Genomic DNA, 17,070 nt, shown 5'->3' with positions numbered 1-17,070 from the left:
AGGTTCGTATATAGATCATTCTTTACAATCCTCCATACCAGCAGTCAGAGTGCCCCCTGGAGGGAAAGTGTCGGAGTTCGACGGCGTCATCGTGGGCGGGGGCCATAACGGCCTCACGTGTGCCGCCTACCTCGCGAAGGCGGGGTTGTCGGTCGCGGTCGTCGAGCGCAACGACGTCGCGGGCGGCGGTTGCAGTACCCAGGAGCTCACGCTGCCCGGGTTCCGGCACAACACCCACAGCAGCTACCACTTCCTGGAGGAGGGCCCGGTCCCCGCCGACCTGGAGCTCCAGCGGTACGGCCTGAGCTACGTCTACCCCGAGACCCAGCACGCCACGGTCTTCAGGGACGGCCGGGCGATCACGGTCTACACAGATCCCAAGCGCACCGCCGAGTCCTTCGCCCGGTTCTCCAGGGCCGACGCCGCGCGCTGGCTGGAGCTGTACGAGCGCTACGCCGAGGCGGCCAGGGAGCTGATGAACGGCTTCCTGTACTCCAGGCCGCTGCCGCCACCGGTGCTCGCCGAGCGTCTCAAGGGCGACCTCGGTCGCGACATGATGAGCTACATGCCGCTGTCGCTGTACGAGGCCGTCGACAGGAACTTCGAGAGCGACCAGGTCAGGGTGCTGTTCAAGTCCTTCCTGCACGCGATCTCCATCGAGAACGTGCCCGGCACCGGCGGATTCTTCCCCCGGCTGCTGTCGCGCATCGCCAGGCTCGGGGTGCCCGTGGGCGGCGCGGGCAACGTCGCGAGCGCGCTGCGCGCCGTCATCGAGGAGCACGGCGGCACCGTGGTCACCGGCGCCCACGTCGAGCGGATCCTGGTCGACGACGGGCGGGCCACCGGGGTGCGGCTCGCCACCGGCGACGTGCTCACCGCCCGCCGGTTCGTGGCCAGCGCGGTGGACGCCCCCCAGACCGTGCGGCTGGCGGGCCCGGAGAACTTCGGCGCGGAGATCGCGGCCAAGGTCGAGGGCTACAAGTGGGCCGGGCACAGTCTCGTCACCCTCCACCTGGCGCTCGACGAGGCGCCGCGCTACCGGGCCGCCGAGTTCGAGCCCGACGTCGACCGGGCCTTCCTCGTGGTGCTCGGCGCCGACGACAGCGAGCAGCTCGGCCGTACCTTCGACCAGATCCACCAGGGGCTGCTGCCCGACCGGCTGGCCGGCAACGGCGCGTGTCCCTCCTTGTTCGACCCCTCGTACGCGCCGGACGGCAAACACGTGGCGTTCTGGTGGCCGTGGGCCCCGTACGACCTGGGCGGCGACCCGGCGAGCTGGGACGCGCGGCGCGAGGAGGTCGGGGAGCGGCTGCTCGCCGAGTGGGCCGAGTACGCCCCCAACCTGGCGAGTGGCGCCGTCCTGGGGAAACGGGTCTTCACACCGCTCGACATCGAGCGGCACTGCGTCAACATGGTGCGCGGCAGCCACCACGTGGGGGCCTACGAGCCGTCTCAGCTGGGCGGCAACCGGCCGGTCCCCGAGATGGGCCAGTACCGCACACCCGTCGACGGCCTCTACCTCTGCGGCGCCAGCAGTCACCCGGGCGGCTCGGTCTCCGCGGCCCCCGGATACAACGGCGCCAACGCCATCGCAGAAGACCTCGAACTGGAAACCTGGTGGACGCCGGTTCCCGCACCCCGGTGGAGCGAGTGAAGTCCCGTTTCGTCACCAAGAATCCAGCGACGCCAGGGTTCAGGATGGGCAGTCCCGCATCCATGCACGAGCAGCTGTCCCTGCTCAACGCCGCCAGCAAGCGCATCGGCAGCACGCTGGACATGTTCGAGACCGGCAGGGAGCTGATGGACGTCGCCGTGCCGCGCTTCGCGGACGCGGCGGGCATCCTCGTCCAGGACCGGCTGGTGACCGAGGGTGAGTTCCCCCAGGAGACCACCGACGGCTCGGCGCTGGTGCGGCGGATCGCGGTCGGCGTGGCCGACCCCTCCCCCGGCGAGTACGCCAGGGCGTTCCCCGTCGACGAGGTGGCCGTCTACGAGGCCTGGACCCCCTACGCCCGGTGCATGGCCACCGGCAACCCGATCCTCTACCCCCGCCTGGGACGCAGGACCGCCGAGGAGATCGGGCGGTTCTGGAAGCGCGACTCGGTGTCGAAGGTGCTGGAGGACAGCTCGTTCCTGGTGGTGCCGCTCAAGGCGCGCGGCCGGGTGCTGGGCTTCGTCATCTTCACCCGCAGGCCCACCAGCCAGCCCTTCGACGAGCAGGACGTCAACCTGGCCGAGGAGCTGGCGGCCAGGACCGGCGTCTGCCTCGACAACGCGCGGCTCTACAACCGCGAGCGCCGCACCGCGCTCACCCTGCAGAGCAGCCTGCTGCCCGTCGACCTCTCCCAGCCGCTGGGCCTGACGATCGCCTCCCGCTACCTGCCGGCCAGCGACCTGGTCGGGGTGGGCGGCGACTGGTACGACGTGATCCCGCTGCCCGGCTGCCGGGTCGCCCTCGTCGTCGGCGACGTGATGGGGCACGGCATCAGGGCCGCCGCCACCATGGGCCAGCTCCGCACGGCCGCGCGCACGCTGGCCAGCCTGGACCTGAGCCCGGCCGACGTGCTGTTCCGGCTCAACCTGATGAGCCAGGATCTGGACGCCAGCCAGATCGCCACGTGCGTGTACGCCACCTACGATCCGGTCACCCGGCGGTGCGCGATGGCCTGCGCCGGGCACGTGCCGCCGATCCTGGTGCGGCCCGGCGGCGAGACCGAGCTGCTGGAACTGCCGCCGGGGCTCCCCCTGGGCATCGGCAACGAGCCGGCCGAGATGCGGGAGTTCACGCTTCCCGGCGGGACCGTGCTCGCCTTCTACACCGACGGCCTGGTGGAGAGCCGCGACCGGGACATCGAGGAGGGGATCGGCGCGTTGCGCGGCCTGCTCTCCGGCCCCGACCATGATCTGGAGGAGGTCTGCGACCTCACGATCAGCGCCCAGCGGCCCGGGCACGAGCGTGACGACATCGCCCTCCTGCTGGCCAGGGTGTCGGAGCTGACGGAGAACGAGTTCGTCGAGACGTCGCTGCCCTCCGACCGCCGCTCCGCCTCCCACGCCCGCCGTTTCGTCCGGGCCACGCTCGACAAGTGGGAGCTGTCCTCTCTCTGCGACAACACCGAGCTCATGGTCAGCGAGCTGGTCGCCAACGCGGTCGAGCACGGTCAGGGCGAGGTCGAGCTGCGGCTGCTGCGCGGGCCCACGCTGGTCTGCGAGGTGTCCGACAGCTCCGCGTCCGAGCCGGTCATGCGGGAGGCGTCCACCACCAGCGACACCGGCCGCGGCCTGCATCTCATCAACTGGCTCGCCCACCGCTGGGGGTCCCGCCTCACCCCGAAGGGCAAGATCGTCTGGATCGAGCAGCGGCTGCCCTGACCCGGCGGCCCTGCCGGGCCACCCGTACGGGCCGCGGTGCCGCCTCACGCGTCATCGCGGCCGTACGGCCAGGGCCTCACGCCTCACGCGTCATCGAACGCCCCCGCTTCGTCGGAGTCCGTACGCGGCGAAGCCCCACGCCGCGCGGGTTCTCGCGGCGTGGGGCCGGGCGTGCCGGGATGGTCGCCGGGGCGGGGTCCGGCGGAGGTTCAGCGGATCTCGTAGACGGCGGTGGTACCACTGACCTCGTTGCCGACCACCAGGAGCGGGCGGCGGGTGGGGCTGTCGGAGGCGGGGACGAACAGCACGCCCTCGGGACCGACGTCCCCGGCGGTGCCCTCCTCGATGGAGCCGCTGAGGTCACGGGTGTTGACGTACCCGGCCAGGCGCGGCGCCCGCGGGTCGCCCAGGTCGTAGGCGACGATCCCGCCGACCCGCTCCAGCCCGGCGAAGGCGTAGGTCCGGCCGCGCACCTCGCCGACCGTGACCCCCTCGGGCTCGGGGCCCTTGTTGTCGCTGCGGCTGTCGAAGGAGTCGTCCTCCTCGTTGTCGGCGTTGAAGGCCTCGGGCAGTTCCTTGGCGACGAGCCGCTCCAGCTGGTCGCCGGAGTCCCAGACGAGCGCTCCCGAGGTGGACCTGATCGAGATCGAGCGGGCGCCGAACGCGTGCAGCTCGGTGTAGGCGCCGCTCGCGTCCTTGGGCGAGTCGGCGGCCACGTTCAGCCGGCCGAGCTCGGTGTCCTTCTTGAGGTTCGCGGCGTCGGGCAGCGCGAGGTTCAGGTCCTTCACCCTGACCTCGTCGGCGTGGCAGTCCCAGTCGCGCCCGTCGCCCTCGTTCGCGGTGACCAGGTAGGTCCGCCCGCGGTCGCGGAAGTGCGCGATCGCGTCGGGCTGGTACATGCCCTTCACCGGCCGGGGCCTGATGTCGATCTTCCCGTCCTTGTCCGAGGCGTCGAACCCGGTCTTCGACCAGTCCTTCAGCCCCAGCGGGACGACGTCGCGGACCGCCGCCCGGTCCAGGTCGACGATCGCCAGCGCGTTGTTCTCCTGGAGGGTCACGTAGGCGGTGTCGCCCTCGACGGTGACGTACTCCGGCTCCAGGTCCCGGGCGGCGGTGGCCCCGGGGCCGGTGATCCGCACTCCCCTGGCCCGCAGCCGCTCCGCGTCGAACTTCGCGAACCCCGCGGTCCGCACCGTCCAGCGCTTCAGGTCGACGACGCTCACCGAACCCTCGGGGTCGGCCACCTCACCCTCGCAGTAGGAGGACGGCTCGCCCTCGTTGGCCACGACCACCCGGCGCCCGTCCGGGGTGAAGGTCAGCATGTCGGGCAGCGCGCCCACGGTCACCTGCCTGAGCTTGCGCCCGCTCCGGGCGTCGAAGAAGGCGACGGTGCCCGGGTCGGTCTTGACCGCGGCCTGCTGGGCCACGGCGACCAGGCCGCGGCGCACCGCGACGCTGTTGGCGCCGGGGGTGGCCAGGGTGGCGACCTTGCGCGGCTTGCGCGGGTCGCGGATGTCGAGCACGTCGACGGTGCCGGCCTGCGCGTTCACCACGAAGACCCGGCGGGTCGAGGCGTCGTACGCGGTGATCTCCGAGGCGCCGGCGGCGACGGTACCGGTGGTGTAACGACCGAGGAAGGTCAGCTTGACGCCCCCGGGGCCGGATTCGGCGGCGGCCGGGGCCGTGGAGACGGGCATAAGGAGCAGGCCGGTGACCGCCGCGGCGGCCGCCCGGGTGAAAGTCGTGGTGCGCATGAGACGAATTTTCACGAAATATCGTGACTTCAACCTGACGCCGAGATGACCGCGGGATGAAGCCCCTCGGTCAGGTGTGCCCGAACCGATCCCCTAGGCAACCCCGGGCATGCCGGTCATGTCCGTTGACGCGATGACTACTGGCTGTTCAGGGGTTACGGTCAAGATGAGAGCCGGGAGGAAACCCGGGAGGGCATCGGGAGGGGCATGATGACCATCGACATACCCGAGGCTTACCAGCGCGCGCTCGACGACTTCGGCGCTCTCGTCCACCGGGTCGGCCCCGACCAGTGGGAGAACCCGACGCCGTGCGTCGACTGGAACGTGCACGCCCTGGTCAACCATGTGGTCGGCGAGAACCTGTGGGCCCCCGTACTGCTCGCCGGGGGGACCTCCGCGGAGGTCGGCGACGCCTTCGAGGGGGACCTGCTCGGCGACGACCCCATCAAGGCGTTCGACACCTCGGCCGTGCCCGCCATCCAGGCGGCGACGAACGTCCACGCCCTCGACCGCCTCGTCCACCTGCCGTTCGGCGACGTGCCCGGCCGGGAGTACGTCACCGAGCTGTTCGCCGACGCGCTCATCCACACGTGGGACCTGGCCCGCGCCATCGGCGCCGACGAACGGCTCGATCCCGAGCTGGTCGAGGCCTGCGCCGCCTGGTTCAGCCACGCGGAGCCCGGCTACCGGCAGGCCGCGCCCCCCGGAGGGCACCGGGAGGTGCCCTCCGGCACCGACGCGCAGACCCGGCTGCTGGCCTCCTGGGGCCGTCGCGCCTGACCGGCCGTTCCCCGGGCGCTCGCACCCGGCTCACGCGGGCAGGCCCTGGCCGCTAGGCCGGCCGCTTGCCGTGGTTGGCCTTGCGCTTCCTGCGGGCCTTGGCCTTACGCGCTCGTCTGCCCATGCCGACCACCCCTTCCCTGAGGTTCTCCGAGGTCCCGCCGAGTCCCGCGAGGTCCGGCCCCCTCTCGGGGCCGTACGGGGCTCGATCTCACCGGCTCAGACCTTCACATTCCTCCCGGAACGCCGGTCGCACAAGGCCCGAACGACGATCCGCCCGACTCCGGTGGACCATGTTTCCCCGGGTTTCCCCGGTGCTTCCCCGGCCTTTTCCCGGTCCTGACGTTCCGCGCCCCGGCGCGCGGTCACGTGATCGATTTCGCGCCCCGTCCCTCCGGCACGGCACCGGCCGGGTTCTAGGCTCCGTCACATGAGCGAGAAGCTGATGGCCCGCTGGCGGTCCCTGGCCGGCCTCGGGGCCGACCCCCTCGGCAGCGAACTGATCACCCGGTACGACGAGCCGCACCGCAGATACCACACGACCGCCCACCTGGAGGCCGTACTCGACCACGTCGACGCCCTGGCCGGCCACGCCGAGCATCCGGACCTCGTACGGCTGGCGGCCTGGTTCCACGACGCCGTCTACGACCCCCGGCGCGGCGACAACGAGGAGCGGAGCGCGGGGCTGGCCGAGCGCGCGCTGCCGGAGATGGGACTGTCCGCGGAGGCCGTGGCGACGGTCGCCCGGCTGGTCAGGCTGACCGTCACGCACGACCCCGCGCCCGGCGACGCGGACGGGGCCGTGCTGTCCGACGCGGACCTGGCGATCCTGGGCGCGTCCCCGGAGGTCTACGCCGGCTACGCGGCGGCCGTGCGCGAGGAGTACGGCTTCGTCCCCGACGACGCGTTCAGGGCCGGGCGGGCCGCCGTGCTGCGCTCGCTGCTCGACCTCCCGGCGATCTTCCGCGTCGCCGATCTGGAGGGGGCGGCGAGAGCGAACATCGAGGCGGAGCTTGAGCGACTGTGAGCGGTTAGCCACCAATACTCAACAACATATCGGGGGCTCGCCGTGGTAATTTGGTGGAATCTGGTGGATTAAGGGGAGCGAGGGGAGCGAGGCATGCTTGCCCAGCAGCGGCGGCAGGCGATCCTGGAGAGGGTGCGCAGTAGCGGCGGGGTCAGGGTCGCCGATCTCGTCCGGGAGCTCGGCGTGTCCGACATGACGATCCGGCGTGACCTCGAGGTGCTCTCCGAGCGCGGCCTGGTGGAGAAGGTCCACGGCGGCGCCACCGCCGCCGGGCCCGGCTCGACCGAGGAACCGGGCTTCGCCGCCAAGTCGGCGCGCCAGCAGGCGGAGAAGGAGACGATCGCCCAGCACGCCGCCGGGCTCGTCCGGCCCGCCACGGCGATCGCGCTCTCCGCGGGGACCACGACCTGGACGCTCGCCCACCACCTGGTCGACGTGCCCGAGCTGACCGTGATCACCAACTCGATCCGGATCGCCGACGTCTTCCACCGCTCCCCCAGGGCCGACCGCACGGTCGTGCTCACCGGCGGGATCCGCACCCCCTCCGACGCCCTGGTCGGCCCGGTCGCGGTCTCGGCGATCCGCGGGCTCCACGTCGACACCCTCTTCCTCGGCGTGCACGGGATGAGCACCCGCGCCGGGTTCACCACCCCCAACCTGCTGGAGGCCGAGACCGACCGCGAGCTGGTCGCCTCCGCGCACCGCCTGGTGGTGCTCGCCGACCACACCAAGTGGGGCACGGTCGGCATCAGCACCATCGCCCAGCTGGCCGAGGCCCACATCGTGGTCACCGACTCCGGCCTGACCGAGGAGGCCCGCGAGGAGATCGCCGCCTCGGTGGGCGAACTGATCATCACGGAACCCCAGCGAGAGAGCGAGATCGCCGGCCGATGAAACGTACGATCACCCACCTGGCCGACGGCCGGGAGCTCATCTACTTCGACCGGCGCGACGACGCCGACCGCGGAGCGGTCGACCGGCGCGACCTGCCGCCCCGCCCCGCCGCCTCCGAGCTGCGCTACGACCCGCTCACCGAGGAATGGATCGCGGTGGCCGGGCACCGCCAGGGCCGCACCTTCCTGCCCCCGGCCAGCGAGTGCCCGCTCTGCCCCTCCACCCCCGGCAACCTCACCGAGGTGCCCGCCTCCGACTACGACGTGGTGGTCTTCGAGAACCGGTTCCCTTCGTTCTCCGCCCAGCCGGGCGAGCACCGGGAGATCGGCGGGCTGAGCGAGGTCCGTCCGGGGATCGGCAGGTGCGAGGTGGTCTGCTTCACCTCCGAACACGACTCGTCGTTCTCGCGGCTCTCCCCCGAGCAGGTCGAGCTGGTCATGGAGGCCTGGGTCGACCGTACGGCGGAGCTGTCGGCGACGCCGGGCGTGGAGCAGGTGTTCTGCTTCGAGAACCGGGGAGCGGAGATCGGCATCACCCTGGCCCACCCGCACGGCCAGATCTACGCCTACCCCTACGTGACCCCGCGCACCAGGCTCACCCTCGGGGCGGCCGAGCGCCACCGGGAGCGGACCGGCGGCAACCTGTTCGCCGACGTCCTGGCCGCGGAGCGGGAGGCCGGTGTCCGGGTGGTGGGCTCGAACGAGCACTGGACGGCTTTCGTCCCGGCCGCGGCGCGCTGGCCGGTGGAGGTACACCTCTACCCGCACCGCCAGGTCCCCGACCTGGTCGCGCTGGAGGCCGAGGAGCGCGCGGCGTTCGGCCCCCTCTACACCGACGTGCTCCGCCGCCTCGACGGGCTGTTCGGCGTGCCCATGCCGTACATCGCGGCCTGGCACCAGGCGCCGGTCTCCACCGGCCGCGATCTGTCGTACGCGCACATGGAGCTGTTCAGCATCCGCCGCGCGCCGGACAAGCTGAAATACCTCGCCGGGTCGGAGTCGGCCATGGGCGCCTTCGTGAACGACGTGTCCCCCGAGGGAACAGCACAGCTTCTGCGCTCTGTCATCACGAACTGATTACCGCTTGGTCTCGTCTTGAGGTCGCATGACCTGCTGTTTACCACTACTATCCTTCCCACATCGGCTGTAAACGCTGATTTGCCTAATCCTGGGCGCCTCGCTCAGGAGCCGGGGAACCACCGCACCTGGGGTGAAACCACTTCGGTGGAAGGGCTTCCTCCAGCCCGAACCCGTCAGCTAACCCGGTAGGCGGAAGGAGAGGAGAGTTCGTGGCGGCCTCGTCCCCCACGTTCCGTCGGCATGCCGCTGTGGTCCTCTGTCTGAGCTCGATCGCGGCGTTCACCATCGGCACCCCCACCGCGGGAAGCGCGGAACCCAAGCCGACCGAGGCCAAACTCCGTGCCGACCTGGCCAAACTCGGCAAGAAACTCGACGGGCTGATCGAGACCTACGCGGCCAAGCGCGAGTCCCTCAAGAAGGCGCAGAAGGCCGAGGCCGTCGCCAAGCAGAACCTGGGCAAGGCCGAGGAGATCTATGTCGAGGCCAAGAGGCAGGTCGACTCCATCGTCCAGCTCCGATACCAGACCAGCAGCAGCGGAGGGCTGCCCGCGCTGATGTTCTCCGGCGACATGGGCGCCGCCGCGGTGATGGAACAGCTCACCGCCCAGCAGAGCGCCTACCTGGAGGGCTTCGCCGGCAGCCTCGAGCGCAGGAAGAAGGCGTCGGAGACGGCGTCCAGGCTCACCGACGAGATCCGCGACGAGGCCAAGGAGGTGGAGGGCCGGCGCGAGGAGGCCGAGGACGTGATCCGCGACGTCAAGGACAAGCTCGACCGGCTCGCCCCCACCGGTTCCGGCCGCCGCTCCGACGGCAGCTGGGCCCCGCAGCTGCCCACCGGCGCCGACAACATCACCGACCGCACCCGGATCATGCGCGACGCCGTCATGCGGCGCTTCAGCCTCCCGTACTCCGTCGGCTGCTACCGGGCCGCCAACGACGGCGGTGAGCACCCCCTGGGCCGCGCCTGCGACTTCATGATGAGCACCGGCGGCACGATGCCCTCGGCCGCCAACCTCGCGCTGGGCGACGAGATCGCCGCCTGGGCCCTCAAGAACAGGACCAGACTCGGCGTGAAGTACGTGATCTGGCGCCAGCGCATCAACCACGGCTCCGGCTGGCGCTTCATGTCGAACCGCGGCGGCATCACGGCCAACCACTTCGACCATCCGCACATCTCGATGTTCTGAGCAGCCGGGCCTCCGGCCTGCGGTGATGCCGTGTCGAGGGCATATCCAGGGCACCTGGCGGGTTTCCCGTTCGATGATCTTCGGCGGGCGCGCGACAGAAGATGAGGGCCGCGGCGACGCACACGCCGTGAGATGGCGGTGAGTGCAGGCACACGGGTCCGTACGGCCGAAAACCGTTTGCCTCGGGGGTGGGGCTCGGGGAACGTGGTGTTCATGACGCTCTGACGGACAGCACCCCGTTACTTCGAGATGCCACGGCGCCGACGCTTCCCGTAATGCTGTCAGCCCATACCCTTTTGAGAGAGCCTCCTTGTCTCAGCGACACTCCCGGCAGGAGTCCCCGCCGCCGTCCACCGCGGACGCGGGTCCGGCCACCGTCACCGTGTTCGCCTCCTCCACGAGCTGGATCGAGTCCGACGCCCTCGCGCAGTGCCACCAGGTGGCCGCACTCGACGGCATGACGCACGTCGCCGCCATGCCGGACCTGCACCCCGGCAAGGGTGCCCCCATCGGCGCCGCCATGGCGTCGACCGTGCTGTACCCGTTCCTGGTGGGCTCCGACATCGGTTGCGGCATCGCCGTGTTCCCCATGAAGCTCAAGCGCGCCGCACCCGAGAAGCTCGCCGCCCGGTTCCCCGACCTCGATCGCGCGCTGGATCCCGAGCGGGATGCCGACGACCCCGCCTGGGCCGTGGTGAAGGGCGATATCCCCGCCGGTCACGTCGAGGGCCTCGGGACGGTCGGCCGGGGCAATCACTTCGTCGAGCTGGCGCGGATCGGGACCGTCTTCGAGCCAGGTCACGCGAGCCGTCTCGGACTCGCCGACGGCGACCTCGTTCTCATCGTCCACAGCGGTTCCCGGGGGCTGGGCGAACGGATCCTGCGGGCGCACACCGAGGTCCACGGCGCGGGCCCCGCCCCCGATCCCGGCGCCTACCTGGCGATGCACGACGACGCCGTACGCTGGGGATCGCTCAACCGGCGGCTGATGGCCGCCCGGGTCGCCCATGCCCTGGGGGCCGAGCCCGCCGAGCCGCTCGTCGACCAGTGCCACAACCTGGTCGAGATCCGCGACGGGCTCTACCTGCACCGCAAGGGGGCGGCGCCGGGCGACGGCCGCGACGTGCTCATCGCCGGTACGCGAGGCACCCCTTCCTACCTCGTGGCCGCCCACGCCGGACCGGACGCCGGCCATTCCGTCGCGCACGGCGCGGGCCGCAAGATGTCGCGTGCGGACGCCCTGCGCCGAGGCCGGGCCAAGCACACGGTCGAGGAGTTGCGCCGCACGCCGGTGGGGTCACTGGTGGTGTGCGGAGACCGCCAGCTGCTCTTCGAGGAGGCGCCGACGGCCTACAAGCGCATCGAGCAGGTGATCTCCGACCTCGTCGACCACGACCTGGCCACGCCCGTGGCCACCACGGTCCCTCTGGTCACCTACAAGACGCCCGACCTCGGGTCCACGCCCCAGCGGGACCAGCGCCGCAAGCGAGGCCGGCGGTGAGCGTCCACCTGCTCCTGTCGGCCGGGCGTGGCCCGCAGGAGTGCGCCTGGGCGCTGGCCCGGCTGCTGCGCCGCCTGGAGTCCGACGCCACCCGACAGAACCTGGAGACCCATCGGGCCGAGACCGTTCCCGGCGACCGGCCCGACACCTACCGATCTGTCCTGATCCGGATATCGGGAGCCGGCGCCGAGGCGTTCGCCGCCTCGTGGACCGGAACCCTGTGCTGGCAGGCCCCCAGCCCGTACCGGGCCGGCACGGGCCGGAAGAACTGGTACGTCATCGCCCAGCCGTGCCAGGTCGGCACCCCGCGCACGACGTTCTCGGAAGCGGATGTCGACATCGTCGCCTGCCGCACCGGCGGCCCCGGCGGTCAACATCGGAACAAGGCGAGCACGGCGGTACGGGCGACCCACCGGCCCTCGGGGATCGTCGTCGTGGTCGACACCGAGCGGCAGTCGAGCCTCAACCGCCGCATCGCCATGCGGCTGTTGCGACAGCGCATCGAGCACGGTGACGAGACGGCGGAGCGCGCCGCGACCAGTGCCCGCCGGCGCATCCACGACGAGCTCGTACGCGGCGACCCCACCCGTATCGAACGTCCGGAAACGCCGCAGCAGGACCCGGCTTCACGGGAGCGGGCGCGCCGGCGACCGCGGCAGTCCACCCGGCCACGCCCCACCACGGCCTGACCCACTACGACGTCGAACTCGAACAGAGCCAGGGTCTGTCGCGGAAGTCCCGGGTGATCTCGCAGCGCATCGTGTGATCACCGGCGGGAGGGCGACGGGTGTGCCTGCCGGGCGGCACACCTTCCGGGGCCGCCCGCACCGTCCGTGGTGGCACGTCACCGCCCAGTGCGTCCGATCCCTGGGGCGACGGGGTAGTCCCTGACGGACGACTCACTCCGGGTGTGTCCCATGGGGGAAGACAGGCGCCGCGCCCGCGGATACGGTCTCGCCGGAACCTCAGACCGCGTAGACGGGTGCGAGGTCGACGAATATGCGGTAGTCCGAGATCAGGCCGTCGTCGCGGGTGCGCCAGATCGACACGGCCACGACGCCGGCGTCCTTGCCGTCGAGCCTCCGGTAGGTCACCTCGGTCTCGGCGATGATGTCGGCGTCCACCTGCCAGTTCCTGACGATCCGGTGCCGCAGGCCGCCGATGGTGGAGAAGAACGCCCGCAACCCGGCGGCGATGGCCTCACGTCCCGCCATCGGCTCGGCGTTGCCGAACACCAGCGTGGCGTCCTCGGCCAGCAACCGCACGAACGCGTCGGGGTCGAACGAGTCGACCGCCTGGAAAACTCGTCGCACCACGTCGTCGGTCATGCCGATCCTTCCCCGCGCCGCCGGGATCACTGGTGGGGACGATACGGGGCGAAGGACGGCGCGCAACTATCGCGAAGGTGGGTATCTCATCGCCGAAGGCTCGAAGATCTCCGAACCGGGGGCGCGGCGCGGTGGCCATGCCGGCACACCGCGCCGGCCCGCGGCTTCCATGGTGTCCACCCCGCCGGGGCGCGTCCGGGATTTCCGGCACGCCCCGTGCGCGGTGGACGGCGCGGGCTCTCACACCGGGTTCACCGATGAGCGGCCTTCGGGTGGGCCTCCCCCAGGCATTCCAGTACGGCGTCGGCGGACATCGGGAACGGGTCCGACTGCAGGATCCGAGTGTGCATGGTGCTCATTTCCTGGCCCGGCAGGATTCCCAGTTCCCGGTCGAGCAGCACGACGGTCTCCCGGAACACCTCCAGCGCCTCCCCCTGGCGACCGGTCCGGTAGAGGGCGAGCATCAACAGGGTGCGGAAGCGTTCGTGGAACGGGAAACGCATGATCAGGCTTCGCAGCTCGGGTATGGTCTCGAAGTGGTTTCCGAGACCTATGTCCGCGCCGATGCGAAGCTCCAGGAGTGAGGTTCGCAGCTCTTCCAGGCGGCTGACCTCGTGGGCCGCGACGGCGCTCTCGGCCAGGTCCACGTACGGCCTGCCGCGCCACATGTCGAGCGCCTCCGCGGAATAGCGCGCCAGGTCCTTCATGTCACGGCGGTGCTTGGCGTTCAGCGCCTGCTTGGCGAGCGTCTCGAACCTGTGGACGTCGAGTTCGTCGGGATAGGTGACCACCGCGTAGCCCTCACCCCGCTGCTGGATCCGGTCGTAGCCGAGAACGTGCCGTAGGCGGAACACGTAGACCTGCATCGCCTTCCGCGGATTCTTGGGCTGCTCGGTCCACAAAATATCCGACAGCAGGGCGACGGGTACCGACTGCCCCGCTCTGCTGAGCAGGATGCTCAACAGCTTCCTCGGCTTCTGGGCCGGTACCGGCACCTCGACGCCGTTCACGATAACCGCCAGATCCCCGAGAACGTGGAACTGTACCTCGCCCTCCAGGAGGGTGTTAGGCGACATGCGTTGTCCTTCGCGGATGAGAAAGGGACGTCAGCCTCTTCATGTGAAGGTCGTTCCCTCCGCCGTGGTAGGCCGTCACGGAACGACGGTCTCGCACGAGCCTGGATCGTCGGGCGCCGCGCTCGCGCCGGCCGGTGGCGGACGCGTACGACGGCTCGGCGAAGCGCCCCGTCACGATCAGGGCAGGGTCGTGCCACCGCGCTCGGAACGGGCGGCCTGCGACTCGATCAGAAACGGTAGCCGGTGGACCTCACCGGCCACGCACCCGAGGAAGACGATGCCGCCAAAGGGGTGGCGCCCGCCTCCGCGTCGCGGACGACGGACGAGAACTCGCCGCGAGCGCACCGACGGCGCCTGTGATCCCGGTGGGACCGCCGCGACCGGGCTGCGGGACGGCCACGGCTCAGGCGACGTCACTCCGGCGAGTGCGATCCTGTCAGAGCCGGTTCAGCGGAGAGCCGGCTCCGGAGCCGGACTTCCAGCCCGGGCTCGTAGGAGCGGGACGTGACCGGCTTTGGCGCGGCGGTCCCCCGGCCCGATCCCGTACGATCGCCCTTCCGCGTCTCCTTCGTTGACGCGCCGCGGCATTGACACGAGCAGTTCGCACCGGCGGCGCTTTAAGCGGGCCATGTGCCTATCTGCGGTGATTTCGATCTGTTTGAGAACACGAAAACGCACAGCCATCCGGTAGCCCCCATACCTCTTGTCTGCTTCCGGCCATTATACGTAAACGTCGGTCTCGATCTTCGTTTTACCCCAACCCAAAAAGTTGGGTTTACACCGATGCATGGCTGAGCGAATTAGGAACAGACCGTATACCTTTATAACGTCATGCTGTTACGGTGCCTCCCGGCGAGCATCGCGCCGGGGCACGGATTCCCGGCATGGCGGAGCGCCACGGAAAGTCGCGCTGAGCAGGTGAATCGCGGTGAGCGGGTATCGGACGGCGGAACGCGGACGGCTTCGCGGACGACCGCGGCCACACGGGGACAGCCGGCGAGGACACAAATGCTTCGCCATGAGCTGAACCCTCGACAGAGCGCGGGACCGGCCGACGGCCACCGGACGTCCCGGCGCGCGTCAGGCCGTTCCAGAGGGCGGTTCCGGCATCCGCGCCGAAGGCGGGTTCGGCCGCGTGCCGACGGGCCTCGTCGCGTGCCGACCGGGTTCCCCACCGGCCGGCAGGCGACGGGCACCCGTCCTGCTCGCGGGTACCGGCCCAGCGTGGGCCGGTACCCGCGCGAAGCCCTTGCGACGTCCCCGCGGACGGGCACCCGCCCCCGGGACGTCCCCGCGGGCGGGTGCCGGCCCCCGGCTAACCGTTTGCCGGTGCGGTCTTCATCCAGCTCGGCTTGACCGCCATCATCTGCGCGGTCTTGGCGGGATCCCGGTCGACGAGATCTCCGAGCACCTCGTCCACCCGCTTCAGGGCGGCCTCGTCGATCGTCCTGCCGGACGCCGCGGCGTTCTCGGTCACCTGCTCGGGCCTGGTGGCACCGGCGACCACCGAGGAGACCCCCGGCTGCCGGAGCACCCAGGCGATCGCGAGCTGAGCTGCCGAGAGACCGCACTCCTCGGCGACGGGGCGCAGCTCCTGCACACGTTCGAGCAGCGGCGTACCCAGCACCCTGCGGATGAACGTGGGAGCCCGCCCGCCGGCCGTTCCCCGCGATCCGTCCGGCGGCTCCTGGCCGGGCCGGTATTTGCCGGTCAGCACCCCTTGGGCGAGCGGCTGGAAGGCGAGCTGGCCGATGCCCTCGCGCAGGCACAGCGGGACTATCTCCGGTTCGACGACCCGCCACAACATGTTGTACTGCGGCTGGTTGGAGACGATGCGGCTGCGCAACCCGAGGTCACGGGCGATGGTCAGCGCCGACGCGATCTGCGGGGCCGTCCACTCGGAGACACCGAGATAGAGCACCTTGCCCTGGCGCACCAGGTCGTCGAAGGCGATCAGGGTCTCTTCCAGAGGGGTGGTCTCGTCGAAACGGTGCGCCTGGTAGAGATCGAGGTAGTCGGTACGCAGCCGGCGCAGGGACGCCTCGCAGGACTCCGCGATGTGCTTGCGGCTCAGGCCGCGGTCGTTCGGGCCGTCGCCGGTGGGCAGGCAGACCTTCGAGGCGAGGACCAGTGACGACCGCCTCACCCCGGCGAGTGCGGCGCTCAGCACCTCCTCGGCCGCCCCCTGCGCGTAGACGTCGGCGGTGTCGAAGGTGGTGATGCCGGCGTCGAGTGCCGCCCGGATGCACGCGACGGCCTGGTCCCGTTCCACCAGTTCGCCGTGGGTCAGCCAGTTTCCGAAGGTGACTTCACTGATCATCAGGCCGCTCTGCCCGAGGTGGCGATGTTCCATTGGTAGTCAGGATGCGGCGCTCTCCTTCGAGGAGCCCGTTTTCCCGATCCTCCTTTCACGATGAAGGTCACGATACTGGTCTGCACGCGGCGTCAAGGCGGACCGGTCGCGCGGGCGCCGGTCCACCGGCACGTCAGGACACGCGGCTCCGGCGCGACTTCCCGTTCGTGCGCTCGCCCGCCTCGCCTGGGCGCGCATCGTCCCGAGGGAGGGGCGAATCGCCTGGACGGCCTCCGGAGAAGGCGGTGGCGAGCGGGTGGAAGGCCCTCTGGTAGTAGATCAGCGGAGCACCGTCGCGCACGCTGTACGCCTGTACCGCGCCGATGACGACCTCGTGGTCTCCCGCGGGAAGCACGCTGTGCACGGTGCACTCCAGCGAGAAGAGCGCGTCCGGGACGACCGGCGGGCCGTCCGGGGTGAGTGCCCCCCACGTGCCCTGGAACTTGTCCAGGGCCGTCGTCGCGAACAGGCGCGCCACGACGTCGTGGTGCTGGCGGAGCATGCTCACCGCGAAGCGTCCCGACTCGTGCACGGCGGGCAGCGTGCGCGCGGACCGCGCGAGGCACACCAGGATCAGCGGAGGTTCGGCGGAGACGGAGCAGAAGGCGCTCACGGTCAGCCCGTGCGAGCCTTCCCGCTCCCCTCGTGCCGTAACGACCGTGACGCCGCTGGGAAACCGGGCGAGCGCGGCCCGGAAGCCGTCCACGGTGATCATCACC

The 17,070-nt window shown here is 70.8% G+C and carries 14 protein-coding genes and 1 riboswitch; of the genes, 9 read left to right on the top strand and 5 right to left on the bottom strand.

Annotated features, from left to right (window positions below; translation table 11 throughout):
- Window positions 1-67: 67 nt before the first annotated feature.
- Window positions 68-1,654, top strand: coding sequence for a phytoene desaturase family protein (locus ACTOQ1_RS09905; protein ID WP_440065968.1), 1,587 nt, complete (start codon window positions 68-70; stop codon window positions 1,652-1,654).
- A gap of 44 nt (window positions 1,655-1,698) precedes the next feature.
- Complete coding sequence (locus ACTOQ1_RS09900) at window positions 1,699-3,372, top strand: ATP-binding SpoIIE family protein phosphatase (protein ID WP_440065967.1); 1,674 nt, start codon at window positions 1,699-1,701, stop codon at window positions 3,370-3,372.
- 209 nt (window positions 3,373-3,581) lie between these two features.
- Here the strand turns inward: ACTOQ1_RS09900 and ACTOQ1_RS09895 are convergent, their stop codons facing one another.
- On the bottom strand, window positions 3,582-5,126 hold the full coding sequence (locus ACTOQ1_RS09895; protein WP_440065966.1) for a choice-of-anchor I family protein: 1,545 nt from the start codon (window positions 5,124-5,126) through the stop codon (window positions 3,582-3,584).
- Window positions 5,127-5,336: 210 nt separating this feature from the next.
- Between ACTOQ1_RS09895 and ACTOQ1_RS09890 the strand changes: the two genes are divergently transcribed.
- From ACTOQ1_RS09890 to prfH, 7 genes are all read left to right on the top strand, one after another.
- A complete protein-coding gene (locus tag ACTOQ1_RS09890; RefSeq protein ID WP_440065965.1) occupies window positions 5,337-5,906 on the top strand; it encodes a TIGR03086 family metal-binding protein in 570 nt (189 codons plus the stop codon).
- 430 nt (window positions 5,907-6,336) lie between these two features.
- Entirely contained in the window at window positions 6,337-6,933 is a 597-nt protein-coding gene (locus ACTOQ1_RS09885) for an HD domain-containing protein (protein WP_440065964.1), read from the top strand.
- Window positions 6,934-7,026: 93 nt separating this feature from the next.
- Window positions 7,027-7,827 (top strand): DeoR/GlpR family DNA-binding transcription regulator, encoded by an 801-nt coding sequence (locus ACTOQ1_RS09880; RefSeq protein ID WP_440065963.1) that lies wholly within the window; start codon window positions 7,027-7,029, stop codon window positions 7,825-7,827.
- Window positions 7,824-8,903, top strand: a complete 1,080-nt coding sequence (gene galT / locus ACTOQ1_RS09875) for a galactose-1-phosphate uridylyltransferase (protein ID WP_440065962.1) — start codon at window positions 7,824-7,826, stop codon at window positions 8,901-8,903. The genes ACTOQ1_RS09880 and galT overlap by 4 nt, the downstream gene beginning before the upstream one ends.
- Window positions 8,904-8,975: 72 nt before the next feature.
- Window positions 8,976-9,112, top strand: a riboswitch (cyclic di-AMP (ydaO/yuaA leader).
- A gap of 42 nt (window positions 9,113-9,154) precedes the next feature.
- On the top strand, window positions 9,155-10,093 hold the full coding sequence (locus tag ACTOQ1_RS09870) for a coiled-coil domain-containing protein (protein WP_440065961.1): 939 nt from the start codon (window positions 9,155-9,157) through the stop codon (window positions 10,091-10,093).
- Between the two features lie 310 nt (window positions 10,094-10,403).
- A complete protein-coding gene (locus tag ACTOQ1_RS09865; protein WP_440065960.1) occupies window positions 10,404-11,594 on the top strand; it encodes an RNA ligase RtcB family protein in 1,191 nt (396 codons plus the stop codon).
- Complete coding sequence (gene prfH, locus ACTOQ1_RS09860; protein WP_440065959.1) at window positions 11,591-12,283, top strand: peptide chain release factor H; 693 nt, start codon at window positions 11,591-11,593, stop codon at window positions 12,281-12,283. The genes ACTOQ1_RS09865 and prfH overlap by 4 nt, the downstream gene beginning before the upstream one ends.
- 276 nt (window positions 12,284-12,559) lie before the next feature.
- On the opposite strand, the gene ACTOQ1_RS09855 is transcribed toward prfH, so the two are convergent.
- From ACTOQ1_RS09855 to ACTOQ1_RS09840, 4 genes are all read right to left on the bottom strand, one after another.
- Window positions 12,560-12,922, bottom strand: coding sequence for a nuclear transport factor 2 family protein (locus ACTOQ1_RS09855; protein ID WP_440065958.1), 363 nt, complete (start codon window positions 12,920-12,922; stop codon window positions 12,560-12,562).
- A 251-nt stretch (window positions 12,923-13,173) separates the two neighbouring features.
- Window positions 13,174-13,998, bottom strand: coding sequence for an AfsR/SARP family transcriptional regulator (locus ACTOQ1_RS09850; RefSeq protein WP_440065957.1), 825 nt, complete (start codon window positions 13,996-13,998; stop codon window positions 13,174-13,176).
- Window positions 13,999-15,313: 1,315 nt separating this feature from the next.
- Window positions 15,314-16,351, bottom strand: a complete 1,038-nt coding sequence (locus ACTOQ1_RS09845; RefSeq protein WP_440065956.1) for an aldo/keto reductase family protein — start codon at window positions 16,349-16,351, stop codon at window positions 15,314-15,316.
- Window positions 16,352-16,484: 133 nt separating this feature from the next.
- Window positions 16,485-17,066, bottom strand: a complete 582-nt coding sequence (locus ACTOQ1_RS09840) for a flavin reductase family protein (protein WP_440065955.1) — start codon at window positions 17,064-17,066, stop codon at window positions 16,485-16,487.
- Between the last annotated feature and the right edge of the window lie 4 nt (window positions 17,067-17,070).

Source organism: Streptosporangium sp. OZ121, assembly GCF_051918885.1.
In the GTDB taxonomy this organism is placed as follows: domain Bacteria; phylum Actinomycetota; class Actinomycetes; order Streptosporangiales; family Streptosporangiaceae; genus Streptosporangium.
Note: the sequence above shows the minus strand (reverse complement) of the source record. Positions and strands in the feature narration are given on the sequence as shown.

Coding starts and splice junctions, on each gene's coding strand:
- ACTOQ1_RS09850 (WP_440065957.1), bottom strand. CDS start 13,998: ATGTCGCCTAACACCCTCCTGGAGGGCGAGGTACAGTTCCACGTTCTC.
- ACTOQ1_RS09895 (WP_440065966.1), bottom strand. CDS start 5,126: ATGCGCACCACGACTTTCACCCGGGCGGCCGCCGCGGCGGTCACCGGC.
- ACTOQ1_RS09890 (WP_440065965.1), top strand. CDS start 5,337: ATGACCATCGACATACCCGAGGCTTACCAGCGCGCGCTCGACGACTTC.
- ACTOQ1_RS09900 (WP_440065967.1), top strand. CDS start 1,699: ATGGGCAGTCCCGCATCCATGCACGAGCAGCTGTCCCTGCTCAACGCC.
- ACTOQ1_RS09845 (WP_440065956.1), bottom strand. CDS start 16,351: ATGGAACATCGCCACCTCGGGCAGAGCGGCCTGATGATCAGTGAAGTC.
- ACTOQ1_RS09885 (WP_440065964.1), top strand. CDS start 6,337: ATGAGCGAGAAGCTGATGGCCCGCTGGCGGTCCCTGGCCGGCCTCGGG.
- ACTOQ1_RS09880 (WP_440065963.1), top strand. CDS start 7,027: ATGCTTGCCCAGCAGCGGCGGCAGGCGATCCTGGAGAGGGTGCGCAGT.
- ACTOQ1_RS09840 (WP_440065955.1), bottom strand. CDS start 17,066: ATGATCACCGTGGACGGCTTCCGGGCCGCGCTCGCCCGGTTTCCCAGC.
- ACTOQ1_RS09855 (WP_440065958.1), bottom strand. CDS start 12,922: ATGACCGACGACGTGGTGCGACGAGTTTTCCAGGCGGTCGACTCGTTC.
- galT (WP_440065962.1), top strand. CDS start 7,824: ATGAAACGTACGATCACCCACCTGGCCGACGGCCGGGAGCTCATCTAC.